Origin of the sequence: Flavobacterium sp. GP15, assembly GCF_014281985.1 — a bacterium.
GTDB lineage: Bacteria > Bacteroidota > Bacteroidia > Flavobacteriales > Flavobacteriaceae > Flavobacterium > Flavobacterium pygoscelis.
The window spans coordinates 185016-201708 of sequence record NZ_JACFTC010000002.1 but is presented as its reverse complement, the minus strand read 5'-3'; the positions used below and the strand labels follow the sequence as shown (position 1 = coordinate 201708).

Below are 16693 nucleotides of genomic sequence, written 5' to 3'. Positions count from 1 at the left end.
CAATTATAAAACTCGCTAAAGCAATATCAATTAAATATAATATTCCTAAAATTGTTAAATATTTATATAGTATATTTTCCTTTTTTAAATATCTAAGGCACTTCACAAAAATAAACAGAATTGAGATAAAAAGGATGAACAAACTAATTGTCTTCATATTAATTAATTATTAGTTTTTTGGAGACTTTGAACATCTTTTGTTTTATCAACTGTAGTTGTAAATTCAAGATCACCTTGTTTATTTGTATAATCATTATAATCGTATTCTGAAATTTTCTGTGTTGCTGAACTAACAGGTTTTTTAAAAAAATCTCCAAAATTAGCCATTACTCTTCTCCACTGTGCTTTTTGAGCAGCCCTGCTAACTAATGGTGCTCCAAGTAAACTCATACCTGTATTTGTTCTAGTTGTATTATTGATTGTAAAAGTAACGACTCCATTCTTAATTGAACCAGAGAAATAAATCTCTCCAGCATCAGTATGTCCTTCCAAAGTTACAAAATTTGCACTAAAAGAAGTTGAATTTGATGTAACTGACTTAACTTTAACAGATGCATTATCAGGTCCTGAAATATCAATATCTATATGGTCGTTTTTTGACAATTTACCATTACCATCTCTATCAATTAAATCATAAGTTGCAAAAGTATTTGTCGTTATTTTCCCCGGATTTGTGGTAAATACCTCTTTAAATGAATTAAACTGTTTTTGTGAAACTCCCTGAACGGTTGCAGTATATACTTGATTTTGAACGTCACTCGAATAATCTCCATCTTTTAATCCTATATCAGCACATCCCTCACACCAACCTGTTTGTGCTTTTGATTTTACTTGTTTTCCATTTGGATCTATGAGATTAATTGGATTCTGATAACAATACGCATAAGAAGCTAAGTTACCAGAATTATAAACACCTCCATTATGCTGTCCATCAAAATAAAATTGCTTTTCAAAAACAGGATTGTAAGTTGCCAACGGATCAACATTTAACCAAAGGCTAGTCTTCATATCTAAATACCTCGCCCCATAATAGCTAAGATTCGTTTCTCTGTCGAGTTCCTTTCCATTAAACAAGTACGGTGAAGAAAACGAGCTAGAATGCTCCTCAAATAATATCTCTCCAAAGGCTATGTACTCAACATGCTGGCTTATGCTTCCGTTTCGGGTTGTAATATACGAAGTACTTCCCAAATGATCGGGGTGAAAATAAAAAATATCATTCTCAGGCAATCCAATTCCTGTAAAACCTTCTCCAGGCTTCACCGTTGTTGGTTCCACAGGCGGGCCAAATTGCACCGGAGGTCCTGGAACATCGCCGGGTTTATTAAAAATAGGATTTTTTGGCCAGCCTTCGGGTGGTGCTTGGTTTTCTGCCGCGGGTTTTAGCACTTCACTCGGATACGGATTGCCCGTAAACTCGGGTGTGGCATAAATCCCCTGTTGTGTGGGTGGTCCTGGTGGCAAACCTAAACTCTTTACATAAGCGTCCATTGCTTTTTGTTGCTCTGCCGTAAGGTTTGTATAATTTACTCCGCCTGCCGTAATACCCAAAGGTTGTGCAAAGGCGCCGTTTCCTAATTTGCTCACAATTCGTCCTGCGCCTTCAAAATAATGCTTGGTAAATTTCCCTTTGCTGATCACAAAATAAGGAGAAATATATCCTGTATAATCATCGGTATGTACAATAGTTGCTGCCGTTTGCCCGTTGATGGCCACGTTTTGAGAATCTCCAGAACTTTTTATAACTCTTTCGCCTCCTGCATCGTATGTATATTGATGAATTCTTCCGTTATCATTGATTCCCATTAAACGATTTTCTTCGTCCCAGGTCATTTTTCTAAAACTTTTTTCTTCAGAATAATTTGTTGGGTTTCCGTTACCGTCATAAATGTAAACTCTTGGCTCAGATTTTCCTACTTCAACAATTTTGCTCGGCGCATTCGGATGCACTTCGTTATCGTAGTTATAATCCAACACATAGCCTTTTTGCTCATTGTTCACCGTATGCACTAAATTTTTATTAGTAATGTTGTGCATTTTGTTGTAGCTCATGTTCAGCTCATACTTGGCTTCGGTAAACTCTCCGTTGTAAAGCGCTTTGGCAGTTTTCAGTCGGTAAAAATCATCGTATTGGTATTCATGATTGGAGGTTCCGCCCAATGTATTATTGATAATCGGAGCGGTATTTTTAATGTTCAATACATTCCCTACCAAATCATAGCCATACGAATTGTTCATCACTTGTCGCGAACCACTTTTTACTTGCAGTTGTTGCAATCGGCGCATCGTTGGATCGTAGGTATAATTCGTTTCGGTGTCGTTTCCGTATTTCAAATACTTGCGTTGCTCAAACTCATCATACGCCAATTGCTTGATGTAATCATACGTATGACTTTCTTTCTTGCCTTGCATGCTTTGCAAATTACCCGCTCGATTATACGTATAATCCACTACTTCGCCATCGGGATAGGTCATTTTCTGAATTCGGTTCCAAGTATCGTATTCGAACTGCGAAATATAGGTTTGCACATCGGTTGGTGTAATACGCAAGGTTCGAATTTCTTTTTCGACTTCGCCTAGTTTGCCATAGAAAAATTCTTGTCCGCCACTGGCGTCTTGCACAAACCACAGTCTGCCTCTGCGCGATGCCGTTCCGTTGGCTTTACCATAATTGTATTGTATGTTGTTTTGTGGATTCTTTGGATATTTGATGCTTTCTAAACGGTTGTAATCATACTCGTATTTTATAGCTCCACCATTAGGAACCGTATTTTTAATATCCTGTGTAACACGTTTGGTTAGGTTTCCTGCCAAATCATATTCCATTGCCGTAGTTCCTGCATCGGGATGTGTAAACTCGGTTCTTCTGCCCAGCCAGTCGTAGGTGCTTTTGGTAATGTGATCCATCGCATCCGTGACCTGAATGGTTTCGCCTAAAGCATTAATATCAAACTTAGTCACCAAATCATTTTGAATACTCGCCAAATTGCTGCCTTTAACATCCGTTTGCGATTGCACCGTTTTGTTCAACGCATCGGTTTGCGTAGTCAGCATGGTGGGAACTCCTTCAAAAGTATCTATTTTGAAAGTAGTGGTATTGCTACTTCCGTCTGGCAAAGTGACTTTTACGGCACGACCAACTTCATCATATTCGGTTTTGGTCGGATTCACACTAGATAATGCCGTACTAAAAGCAGCATCTATAGTAGTAGTTGTCGTTGGATAATAACTGGTTGTCGGGCGACCTAAACCATCATAAATAATTTTTCCTGAGACAATTTGGGCTTCCTGATCGGGACTTCCTGCGGCAGTAAACAAACTAGCTGTTTTCTTTACTTGCAAGGCTCTGCCCAATCCATCAGTATAGGTATAGGTTTCGATATCTTTATCCAACTCTGGATCGTAATTTCTAGTTTTTGCGTACGGAACTTTTGCTGTTGGAAAATAATCGTAAGCAATCGTATACGGTTTTCCACTGGCAATTTCATAAGGACCTCGAATAGTTTTGGGACGACCTACGGCATCAATCGTATATTCAGTACTTTGATCGTTTCGATCAGTCGTTTTTAGCGGAATGCCAAAGCGGTAATCGTATTCCATTTTATTCTGATATCCAAAAGCATCTTTTATTTCAGTCAAAAAACTATGATTTTCGCCATCGTACACATAATTCATTGTCATGCGTTGGTCTTTGTAATTGGCTGGACCGGTTATTTTTTGAAGGTTTCCGTATGCATCATAAGCAATATCGGTTATGGCAATTTTATCAGCCGCACTGTAGTTTTTTATTTGAGTAACCTCAGCCGTTGTCGTATTAATGGTCGTGGCTCTCTTGCGGCGCAATCCGTCCTTAGTAAATACTTCCAATTGTTTCGGAATTCCACCAAAATAAGGGGTTGCACTTTCGTGATACGTAATTTTTGCCGTTACTTTATCCGTAGTGGTACCGTTTCCTAAATCGTCGTATTGCGTGATATTTCCGTTGGCATCGTAGGTACTAAAAGTGTTGGTTTCTAAATACTCACTTCCGCCCTCGTACATTTTTTGGTTGGTATGAATCAATCCCACAAAAATACGTTTGGCATCACAGGAAGGCAAATTCAATTCTGAAACTGGCACACTCGCTTGTGTTACTACGTCAATAAAACTGTATTCATTCTCCGATTCTTGACGCATTTTATTGCTTTTGTCCAACGTATAACTGCGTTTCAACAAATTTTTTCTAAAATAATCTTGATTGTAAAATTCCTGCGTAGTGGTTGCAAACACTGAATTATCAGCAGCGTCGATTTGTTGTTGAATCACTTTTGCGAAACCATAAAATTCTCTTTCGCGACGGTCGTAGTACCCATCTTCATACTTGAATTTCGCTATCGAATGATCGATTCCATCACCCACATGTCCATCATTGATATCTACGGATTGCAAAACCCATTTGGCATTTGGATTTTCATAAGTTGGTTTTAGTAATTCGTAATCCACCACGTAACTGTTGCCCGCTGCGTTGGTCACGCCTTTTAGCTTGTTGGTTCTTTTGATGTTCGAAAGGCGGACGGTTAGGTTGTCTTCGTCAGTTGAAAGGATGTAATCGAGGTTACCGTCACCATCGATGTCGTTGAAAGTAGCTTCGGTACGAGAGGTTGAAGTTCCTATTGAAGCGCCAAAACTAGGCACAATTTTTAATAGCCAAACATTAATTGGAATTGAAAAACCTACATTCCCGCCATAACTTGATGAGGTATTTCGTGTCATAGACTCATAACGAGGATAGGTTATCGCTGGTGCAAATGAATTACCCATATTCAATTCGACCAACACAGCATTGTCGTGGTAAGTAATTTTATCTGCCAAACCGTCCGAATTAATATCTAAAAAGGAATTAGAATTATCCGAAGTGGTGTGCGAATAGTTTAATCCTCCAGAAAAGGATCCATTATAAATACTATATCCTGCATTACCAGCTATATCAAGAGATTTTCCTTTGTTAATAACGTTCATGTTAGGCCAAGTTTCAGAGGGAAGAAAACCATAACCCGTATTCAGCGCTACTGATTCGTTATCTTGAATTTTATCCGCTAATCCATCACCATTAATATCGGAATAAATATGTGTGGAATGATCGTTTGAGAAACCTATATTACCACCCAAACTCACCGTACCTCCTACTTTTGCTGCATTGGAACCAGCATTTGTTTTCGCACTATTGAATTTGACACCTGTTTTGCTAATATCTACACTAGCCGAACTTTGAGTCCCTCCATGGCTATAGCTACCCGAAGCACTTCCGCCTAAACTAGTCGTTTTTGAATGACTAAAATTACCCGTATCTTGTAATCTATTTTCTTTTCCTCCCATAGGAGTTGTAAACTGAACCTTTCCATCTCTAATATAATCGGGATATCGATCTCCATTCATATCACTCATGGTTTGAACAACGTAGGAATCTCCTTTTGAAGCAGACAAACCTCCACTGATTGCACCTGAGCCAACGCCAATACCTCCGCCGCCTCCAATACTGCGACTTTTACTTTCGGTAATCATATCTAAAGCTTCTGTTTCGCCTCCTGTTATAGATGTAACAGGTGAAGAAAAATCGGCATATTCTGCAAAATCGTCTTCACCCAATCGACTTGTTCCCATAAATTCCCTTTGAATGAAAATATTTTCTTCACCACCGTAAAAAAAAGTATCGGAATACTTTGCAGCCATAGGAATAAAATACTGATTGTTAGTATTAAATTCTTCCGGCATACTATCTGGGTCTAATGAATTAATGTCTGGAAAATTATCCGTGTCAATGTTATTGTTACTGTTAAATTTCAGCTGTGATTGGTTAATCAGATTTCCCGCAAGATTTCCATTAATTGCAAAGCGACCCCAATTTTTATACTGAATACCAAAATTTGCATCGGTTTCATTCCAATCAGAAAAAATAGAAAAATTATCGGTACTTGCGACCCATCTTAATACATAAGGGGCTTCTTCTATTGGTATTTCAATTTTATAATTAATTTTTAATTTGCCATTAGGATAAGATTTTATAATTTCATTAAGTTTAGTATTACTTACATAAACCTCTAAATCTATAGGCTGATCTTGTTGAGTTTCAGGATAAACATAGGTGTTGTCAAAAACTGAAGTTGTTTCCTCTAATTTACCATCAACCACATCAAACGTTTTTCTTGCCACTAATTTATTAGCTTGTTTTGCAGAAATAATAATTTTCCCATTATAATCTGAGGCAAGAGGTTGTTCTATAAGCTGATAATCTAATGGATTTATACTAATTACTAGTTTTCCTGTAATTGTTGGTTTTTCTCCATTAATAACATAATTTCCATCTATTTTAGAGTAAAAAGAATGTGAAACATCTACTTTTTTGATATTGTCTTCTGGTTTTGTCCCTGGCATTGCAGGGATTGTAACTATAGCATTAAGCTCTAAAGTTTTTACATCAATATTAGTTAAAGTTTCAACTTGCGTTCTGATAAAAGCATTGTCTTCAGGAATATTAAAAGAAAGAGAAGTTAAATCAAAATTGACAATTTCTGAGGCTAAAAATGTTTTTTTGTACAATATTGTTTCAACATTGGAACCCATTACATTTTTTACAATTTTTAAAGTAACATGGTCCGATGTAAATGGCTTTTTAAGAGTACCAGAGAAATTAATTATTCCTGACTTAGGAACCACTATAGGATTGGAAGAACTTACAAAAAAATCTTCTGATGCTTGGAAATTTTTGAGTGAAACTAAATTAGCATCATTATCTGTAGTCAACACATCATTCAATCTGTTTTTAACACTATTATTTTCATAATAATACTCTCGTACTTTGATGTATTCGATTTTTGGATCCCAAGATACTTTATCAAAATTACCATCCTTTATCGAACTCACTCTAAAATATAAACGTTCTCCTTTTGTGACGGTTAGTGTTTGTGCAGGTCTTGTTTTTATTGTATAATCTGTTCCTGAAATGACTTCATCCCAAATAAGATCGTTATTTTTCTGAAAATAAAGGTGCACCCCATCTGCCTTATCAATTCCATTTCTAGTTTTGTAGTCTTGTCTTTGTTTGGAGGTATCTTCTAGTAATTGATAACTTTGGTTTACAGCAATAGTACCATTTACAGGAGCTTGCCATACCCGTACTACATCATTCAATGGATTTTTTTTCAACAATTCATCTAATTCGACTGTTCGATCTGGAGCAGTAAGCGTTAATGTTCCAATGCCTGAAACCGGTGCAGGAGTAGCCAAACTGGATGTTAAAAAAGTAGGGACACCATCCACAATACGATTGTATTGTACTTTTCCATTCTCTACAAAATCAACTAATCCATCTCCATTAAAATCCATAAAATAACTAATCGATCGATTGGTTGAACGCTGTTCATCATACCCAATATTAGCGGAAGTCACTCCATTACCAATACTCGCATCCACACCCCAACTAAAAGATTTGCTTTTACTAACGCCTAAATCATTTATACCCGTTATAATCTTAGGAATATCAAAGGTAAAAGGCACTGTAGCCATCAAGTTTTTACAATAATAAACAACGTTACCTTTTGAAAATACCTTATCAGGATAACCATCTCCATCTAAGTCTTGTAAGACAACGAAAGTTTCAGATTCTCCCCAATTGTTTCCTCCATGAGCTCCTATAGTATTATTTTTATAGCCAGCACTACTAGGACCAACACCTATTCTATAGTTGATTCCCTTTGAATTACCTATCGTACTCCCTACTAATGTGTGGTTACTTTCAAAAAATTTTATACCTGTAAAACCTTGTTTTATGTTATTGTTAGGCACTGTCCAAACCTGTTCCTCTCCAAAAGGCTTATAGACACCTGCTTCTCGCGCATCATCAAAATAATCCAATGTGTTGGTATAAAACAATTTCGATTCCGAATCAAATTCTGAAATCGATTTTAATAAGGTTTTCTTGAATGCACCTTCCTTATAATTCAATTCGTAACTGCGAACCATTTGGTCTTTGTAACGCACTTCAATTTTTCGTAGTAATTGGTTGTTCAATTGCTTGAAACCCAATCTCGCCGAAACCTGAACATCTGCTCGGTTGGGCTCACCCAAATCGGTATTTTTAATAAAAGAAACACTATAATTTCCTTTTTCGGAACCAAAACCGGTATAGTAGACTTTTTTAAGATAGAGTTCGCCTTCCTTTTTATCGTATTCATATTGAACCGTATTCCCTTTCAAATCGACTTGCATTGCCAAAGCCCAATGTCCAATATTTCCCGAAGCATCTTGCAAAATACTATTATCCGCTAAGCCAGATGTCGTTCCACCATAATAACTAGCCACTCCACTTTTATCTCTCACAATCCAATAATAGTCTTTCGGTGAAGATCCTTTGCGGATAATTTTTTGAAAAGCACCTTCTCGACGCGGATAAAATTGTTTGTCTGCAGTTCTACTTACCCAAGCAGCGCGATGTGTATTCGGAATCAAGGCTTCTCCGGCGATCGAATACGATTCCGTTTCTTGATTGGCATCATATCGTGGTGCACCCCAACGAGTTTCTATATTAACGGATGGAACCGAAACATCCCAACCCATTCCTGCCCAGCTGTGTCCACCATCACTGTCGTATTGCAAATTAAAGGAAGGTTGCATTCCGCCTCTTCCGTTCGGTATTGCGATTCCAAAACCGGTACTTGCAGTTCCTCTTCCGTTGGCCGAAGGTGGCGCAATAGACTGAATTCCAACTAATGGACTTGCTGCTTTTAAATCTTTAATACTCGTTGGCGTATAACCAGAAGTTTCTGGAGATTCGGGCATTTTTATAATTCCAGCAATAAAATCCGTGAAATGTGTCGTTTTTGCACTGATCATTCCGCCTTTTATATCCAAAGAATCCTTTCGAACCTCCTGCCAAAGTCGTTTATTTTCATCAAAATAAAATACGTTGATGTCTTTTTCCGTATATCCTTCTGGAATGGCTTTTTTATCAAAAGGTAAAGACAAATGAACTGCTTTTTCAAAAACAGTTCCGTGTGGCAACAATCGAAAACCAGCATTCGTTTTAGTCACATTGACCATAGCCGTATTTAGAGGGGCTATGTCTATTTTTCGCAAACCACTCACAGAAACTGTTACTTTATTTTTCAAAGCACCAATTGGGAAAATAGCCGAGAAATCTTTGTAAACCATTTTACTTTCCGTTTGAAAATCAATAGTTTTAAAAAAACGTTCTTTTGCATTTTCTACAGCAACAAAGCGATCCACTTTTTTGAAATCACTTAACACTAAATTCTCATTGCTTATTTTTCCTGTTATCGTCTCTTTGGTCAACAGTATAGATTTTTCAGCTTCTTTACGATCTAAAACCAATTCAAATTCTGGTTCGCTCATATCTATTGCAATCCCCGCTATAGTTAGTGATTTAATTTGAGACGGAAAATTAGTTCCTTTGATGTATAACTTAGTTTCTGACTGTAAAAGTGTTAGCTCATTTGAAGGAACTACCGATTTATAGACAATTCGAACATTTTTTATTTTATACGAATTCGCCACTCCTTCTGATGCGGTAAACAAAACCACATTATCTCCATTTCTTAATGATTTTTCAGAGAGTAATTCTGATTGTTGGTTCCAACTTTTATTAGGCGATAAAAATTGTCCTCCAATACTAGGCTGATTATTTACACTTCTAGAGATAGAAGCTGCTTGATCAAAACCATATAATTCGTATTCTAAGTAGGCACTTTCAGTTGAAGCAGGTTCCGCATCAATTTTAAAATGAAATACGTTATCATAGGCATCATCCGAATCATTTTCATCTTGAATACCAATTACTCCTAGTTGAATATCTGCATCAAATACTTTTGACGGAGTAACCAACGCGGGATCTAATTTTACCTTTTCAGGAAGGGATTCAGTTGATTCTTCTTCAAAAAAATGAGTAGTTAATAACGAAACAACAGCATTGTTTTTTAAATTTATTGCAAACAAAAAGGAACTAACTAAAAGGACACTAATTATAATTTTATTTTTCATAACGAATAGTAATCGACTGTGGGGCAATCGGTTAATTTTTATTTAAAATGGAACTATTTAACAATCACTTTAAAAGTTTTAGTTCCAAAATCTGATTTTACGGTAACAAGATACATTCCTGATGAAGCGTTGATAACCCCATCATATAGGTAATTTTCTATTTGCTTGAATTCCTTTTCCTGAATTAATTTTCCATTTAACGAATGTATAGCAATTGTGGCATCCGTTTTTTGAACAAATTGCATGGCTATTGTAAAATGACCGTCAATTGTTGGATTTGGATATAATATCAAGATATTAGAATCTAAATTTTCTTTCCCATCTGTAGAAACCGCAATTTTAGTCGAAGTCTTGCATAGATTATCACTTGATAATCGAAGTTCATAAATACCGGCTTGATCTATTAAAATTTTAGGATTATCATCAATAAAATTCCCCTCATAATACCATTTGTATTCATAATTTCCTGGTTTCAACCCTTGACTTGCATCAAGTGTAATTGTGTTACCGTTCGTGAGTTGGTATTGTGATTTTAAATCTGGGAAAGTACCTTCTTTGTCAGCTACAAAAACAGTTTCTGTGTATAAATTGCCTTTTGCATCTTTAACAATATACTCGTAATTCCCCGACGAAAGTTGTACTCCACTAGCACTTTTAGCAGCTTGGTTCCATTGTTTTACGACAGTATCACTTCCTTCTTTTTTTACTGTTACTACAAAAGGAGCTTCACCTCCTTGTATAGTATAATTTAATTCTCCGGATCCCGTTACTCCACAAGTAGCTTCTGTAATCCAAACGCTGCTGAACATTTCTGGAGCAATTTTTATAGTAAAATTAGTTTTTCCTGTTTTTTGTTTGTCCCAATCAAAATCATTCAACACTAGTTTTTGTTGTGTTTCTGTACTTCCTAAACGTATGTATTCTGAATCTTTTTCTTGATAAGTTCCTTTTCCTGAATAATCGACTAACAACCAGTAAAAAGTATTTTTAGGTAAAGTCCCTTTTATTAAACTCGTATTAAAACTCCAATCCAGACTTAAATCACTTGGATTCACAAAATCCAATTGCCATTCTCTCGCAATTCCTATTGGCGCTCCTTGTTCCTGTTTTTTTACTATAAGATTTTTGCTGTTATCACTCCAAAAAGAAAAATAATTATTAGGTATTTTGTTGCTTTTACTTTTAAGAGCAATAGTAAGCAAACCTTCTTCTATCATATTGCTACTTTTTAATTGTAACAATCCACTCGCATCGTCTCTTCCTACAGCAGTTATAGAATTTTCAAATCCCTTGTGTTTATCTATATCCCAAATAATATCTCCTGAACTATTGAGGTAATTTTTACTTTCAAATTGCGAAAGAGAAATTCCATATTTAATACCTAAATAGCTAGCTACTTTTTGAGTTTCTAATCCCGAGAGTACTCTATTGTACACCAAAATTTCACCTATATTCCCTTTAAAATCTTCTGGCGGTAATTTTTCTAACTTAGACCTTTGACCGATGGTTAGTGACGAAGAGCGCGCTATGGTATCGGTAATATTCTGCTGAAAAAAATGAATATTGGCTTTATGAGGTTTTATTTTTTCTTTATAAGACTGGTACGAATATTTTTTTAAATCTACCAAACGTTTATTGGTGGCAAGTGCTACTATTTTTTTCGGATCATTTATTGTCCATAAAAACTGTTCTTTTAAACTATCTTTTACTTTATAGACTAGAAATAAGGTCTGTTTCCTTTTTTTATCCGTTCCTAATGGCAGAATCAAAGAATCTTGTGTCGCATCAAAGATTATACTAGGGTTAAAATTGAAAGCCGTTCCCGTTTGTTTTTTAGCAGTTATTTTACCTTCATTATCCGTACGATTTTCCCAATAATAAGCTTCTCCACTATTTCTTGAAGTCAGCCAAAAAGTAGGATCTTGTACAGCACCAGGTTTTATTTTTTGTTGCGAAAAAATTAAATTACTGGTCGATAACGCAATAAAAACCAATACTAAAAAAATCCTTCTACACATAATTTCTACTATTTTAAAAAATGAAATCGCTATTAAAAATTCGCCAAATCATCAAAATCAAATGAATATCCAATAATTAATGAAATACTATTAATCTTATTTTTATTTTCGCTGTAGCGATGCCCGTTTTCTTCAGTTGCTAAAGCATCTGTAAGCCCCAAAGTATATCTGGCTCCAACAGTCCAATTGGATTCAAATTCGTATCCAGCTGAGAATATTCCGTAAAAATAATTTTTACCGGTAAGCGCTTCTCTCAAAACTTTTTGTACGTTGGCATCAGGCTCAAAATAAACTCCAGAATTTGCAAATAACTCTTGACTATTGGAAGTGTATTTTATATTATTAGCATTGATATTAAAAGACACACCTGGACCAACACCAACATATAAACCTTGATACGGATAATACTTAAATTGAGTGGCGGTATTAAGATAACTGTAACCAAAATTTATTTTGTATTCAAGACCTTTTACATCTTCATAATTCAAATCGGTGGCTTGTTGAGAATACGAAACCTCGGTTTGAATACTTACTTTTGCATACGGATATTTCCAGTTAATTAAAAACCCTGCGGTAGGACCAAACTTTCCTTTCTCTTCTAAAGTGTAGCCTTCATAAATTCCTTTGGGTACAATTACATCAGGAAGATTAGACATTTTTGAATACATTCCGCCCACAAAAAGCCCGTAAGTGATTCTTCTATCTCCTTGAGCTGAAAGTGATTTTGCGCCAATTAAAAAAAGGATTATAATAATTTTTTTCATTTTTTTTGAAATTACCATTGGTGAAAACTATAGCCTAAGGAAAGACTAATAGTGTTGGTTTTATTTTGATTTTCGATAAATTGAAAGGAGGAAGCGTTACTTTTTACTACATCTTTTACACCTAAATAATAGCGTAGATCAAAATGAATACTTTGCTGAAGTTCATATCCGAGAGAAAAGCACATCGAAAAATCATCTGCACCATCTAGACCATCTTGATAAAACTGTCTAGTAGCTACATCATATAATCCGCCAGCTTCATTCGATTTATAAGTAACATTATTGGGTGAAAGGCTCACACCATAAAAAGCACCAAAACCTAAATTTAATCCCTTGTAAGGATATACTTTATACAATGCACCTATTTCTATGTAAGAATAATTGAGCCCTAACTCAAACTCCTTACCTACTTTATCCTTGTAGGTAACGGTCTCTCCCGATTGTCTAAACAAAATTTCGGGCTGAATGGCTACGCGAGTATCATATAATTTAAAATTCAAGAAAAAACCACCTTCTAAACCATAAAGACCTTTGGTTTCCATCTTACTATTATCAAATGTATTATCGCGTCCCTTTATACTCTCTGGAAGATTACTGATTTTTGAGTGTAAAGCCCCGAACTTCAAACCATAAGTAATGTTGGTGTCGTGTTGGGAATAAATCAAAGTGTTAAAAAAACAACAAAAAATTGATAAGTATTGTATTACTTTCATGCAAAATTTTTTTGCAAATATAGAAGGTAATATTTTAAATATCAACACATTTTTAAAATACAAATGTTAAATATACAAATGATTAAAATAAAAAAATAGCTACATATTTTATTAATTATTAGTTTTATTAATAAAGAATAATCTGATATATTTTAAAAAAAAATAACAATATTTATATTATTTTACTATTAAAAAAAGTTTTTAAAACCTCAGTTTCTTTTGTTATAGTAAGACTTTAAGTTAAAAAATACAAGAAGCATTAAGTGATCATATTTAAAAAAAAAGAGGTTTTTTTGAGAATCATAAAAGTGCTGTTCTTTTTATTTTATGATAGAAATTGATTTATTTTAATTCACTAATCAAGATTACATCGTCTTTTCTCTCTTCTCGAATCAATCTTCTTTATTAAACCTTTTGGTAAAATGGCTGTCCTAATTGAGAACTAAAAGAGAAAAATCACAGCAACATTGTTCCTTTTTCTTGATAATTATCATTCGATTTTAATCCCATTAATAGTATGGACAATACAGTACTTTGGTCATTACGACTTGGTTTTTCCTCTAAAGAAGCACAAACTATTTCAGAAATTGGTTTGAGTTCATTTCTTGAAAAGTCTTTCCAGAAAAAATCAGAAAAACAAATACCCGATTTTCTAGAAAATAGTCCTAAAACGGCGGAAGATTTCAAGCAACTCCGAATGCAATACAAAGAAGATAATACGGAGGCTAGAAAGCAATTACGTATTACTGAAGCTAAAGTTTCACTAGAAATGAAAGCGTGGTGGATTGATAAAATGAGAAATGAAGAATTTCCTCTACGAGAGAAAATGACCTGTTTTTGGCACAACCATTTTGTAGCAACTTTTCAAAAGGTAAAAGTCAATTATTATATCTATCAACACCATCAAATTCTAGAAGAAAATGCTTTTGGAAATTTCAAGGAATTGACAAAAAAAATATTAAAAAGCAACGCAATGGTGCGTTATCTTGATAATACGGACAATAAAAAAGGGAAAAACAACGAAAATTTAAGCCGAGAGTTATTAGAATTATTCACATTAGGAATTGGAAATTATACGGAGTCTGATATAAAAAATGGTGCCAAAGCTTTAGCAGGTTTAGGAATTGGAAAAGAAGGAGCTCAATACCGCCGCGTTTTCGAGGATAATGACGTGAAGACTTTTTTTGGAAAAACCGGAAACTTCAAATGTGATGATATAGTAGATCTAATTTTCGAACAAAAGCAAATTCCTTATCTCCTTACAAGAAAAATTCTAGGATGGTTTATTTACGATACACCAAAAGAGAAATTAGTTGAATATTATGGTGATTATTTTCGAAAAGTTGATTTTGAAATTCAGCCTTTATTAATAAAAATATTTACTGAGGAATACACTAAAAATAATGCCGGTTCTAAAATAAAAAATCCGTTGGAATATGTTTTACAACTACTATCCGAACTTCATATTGAAAATTCAAACCCAAAATTGATTGCCAATTTTATAAAAGAACAAGGAATGGATTTATACAACCAACCCAATGTAAAAGGATGGGTTGGCGGAAATTCTTGGTTGACTTCACAAGTCTATTTACAACGGAATAATCTTGCTGATTTACTTTGTAGCGGCCGCGGTTTAAATAGAAAAAATGTCAAACCAAACGAGGAAATGATAGACAAAAACATTAAAACAAAACAGGTTGAAATCAATTGGAACAATAATGGTAATAACAAGCAAATTATAACGGAACTAAAAAATAGATTGTTGTGTTCGGTAGATATTGCATCCCAAAAAGATTTTGAGAATATCATTAAATATGATTTCAATCCAAAAGCAGAGAATGCCAATCAGGTTGTTTTGCGCTTGTATAATGCCATGATAAAAATGCCCGAATATCAATTGATTTAATTTTAAAATTGCGAAAATGAATAGAAGAAACTTTTTGACACTTACGGGAACATTTACTGGAGGCGCGCTACTTTTACCCGATTTTTTACATGCTTTTGGTTCGCAACAAAACTTAATTATTGGAGATCAATGCATTGTTTTTGTACAATTAAATGGAGGAAATGATGGACTGAACACCTTCGTTCCTTTTGAGGATCCATTGTATTACAACTTGCGTCCACAAATCGCTTTATCTAACGAGGCTGTTGTTAGCAAAAATAAAGGAATGGCATTTCATCCAGCCTTGAAAGGATTTGCAGAAATGCAGCAAAATGGCGATTTATCGGTAATTCAAAATGTGGGTTATCCTGAACCTAATCGCTCGCATTTTCGCAGTCAAGAAATTTGGCAAACTGCTTCAGATTTTAATAAATATAGCAACGAAGGTTGGCTAGGTCGCTATCTGGATTTGCAATGTAAAGATCATCAACCAACTGCCGGAATCAACATAGACACTATTGATAATTTGGCATTAAAAGGCTTAGAACCTAATTCGATTACGGTGAAAAACCCGAATGTTTTTAAAACTAAAAATCAAAAAGAGGACACAATAACTTTATCTGATAATCCGCAATTGGATTTTGTTCGAAAAATTGCCAATTCGGTTACTGAAGGTTCTGATGAGATTCAGAAAGCATTAGCTAAATCAAACACTGAAATTAGCTATCCTAAAACGGGTTTGGCTACAAATCTAGCTTGGATTGCCCGTTTAATTAAAGGAAATTTGAATTCAAAAGTATATTATACTTCGCTAAACGGATTTGACACGCACGACAACCAATTGGCGATTCAAAACAACAAATTAACGGAATTGAATGATGCGTTATTTTCATTTTATACCGATTTAAAAAAAGCCTCTTTATTACAAAATGTAACTATTGTTGTTTTTTCTGAATTTGGTCGTCGCGTAAAAGACAATGGCAAAGGAACGGATCACGGAACAGCAGCACCAATGTTTGTTATTGGCGGTAACAACCGAGGCAAAATCATTGGTAATAATCCCAATCTATCAGATTTAGATCAAGGTGATTTAAAATACGAAACAGATTTTAGAAGTGTATATGCGAGTTTATTAAAAAACAAACTAGACTTTGATCCTACTAAAATAGGAATACAGAATAAAGCATTGCAAGGACTATTTTAAAGATTTCTCGTTAAAGATTAACGATTTTTGAAGGCCGATTTTGTGGTTGAAAATAAATTATTTACTTATCTAGATTC

The 16693-nt window shown here is 34.8% G+C and carries 6 protein-coding genes; 2 read left to right on the top strand and 4 right to left on the bottom strand.

Annotated features, from left to right (window positions below; all coding sequences use genetic code 11):
• Positions 1 to 162: 162 nt before the first annotated feature.
• From H2650_RS05080 to H2650_RS05065, 4 genes are read right to left on the bottom strand one after another with little or no spacing between them, the layout of a single operon-like run.
• Complete coding sequence (locus tag H2650_RS05080; RefSeq protein ID WP_188049678.1) at positions 163 to 10032, bottom strand: DUF1990 family protein; 9870 nt, start codon at positions 10030 to 10032, stop codon at positions 163 to 165.
• A gap of 53 nt (positions 10033 to 10085) precedes the next feature.
• Positions 10086 to 12050, bottom strand: a complete 1965-nt coding sequence (locus H2650_RS05075) for a T9SS type A sorting domain-containing protein (RefSeq protein ID WP_188049677.1) — start codon at positions 12048 to 12050, stop codon at positions 10086 to 10088.
• Positions 12051 to 12082: 32 nt separating this feature from the next.
• Positions 12083 to 12814, bottom strand: a complete 732-nt coding sequence (locus H2650_RS05070; protein ID WP_188049676.1) for an outer membrane beta-barrel protein — start codon at positions 12812 to 12814, stop codon at positions 12083 to 12085.
• A gap of 11 nt (positions 12815 to 12825) precedes the next feature.
• Positions 12826 to 13527: an outer membrane beta-barrel protein gene (locus H2650_RS05065; protein ID WP_188049675.1), complete on the bottom strand. Its 702-nt coding sequence runs from the start codon at positions 13525 to 13527 to the stop codon at positions 12826 to 12828.
• Between the two features lie 517 nt (positions 13528 to 14044).
• On the opposite strand from H2650_RS05065, the gene H2650_RS05060 reads away from it, so the two are divergent.
• Positions 14045 to 15433 (top strand): DUF1800 domain-containing protein, encoded by a 1389-nt coding sequence (locus H2650_RS05060; protein WP_188049674.1) that lies wholly within the window; start codon positions 14045 to 14047, stop codon positions 15431 to 15433.
• A 16-nt stretch (positions 15434 to 15449) separates the two neighbouring features.
• Positions 15450 to 16616, top strand: a complete 1167-nt coding sequence (locus H2650_RS05055; protein WP_188049673.1) for a DUF1501 domain-containing protein — start codon at positions 15450 to 15452, stop codon at positions 16614 to 16616.
• The last annotated feature ends 77 nt before the right edge of the window (positions 16617 to 16693 follow it).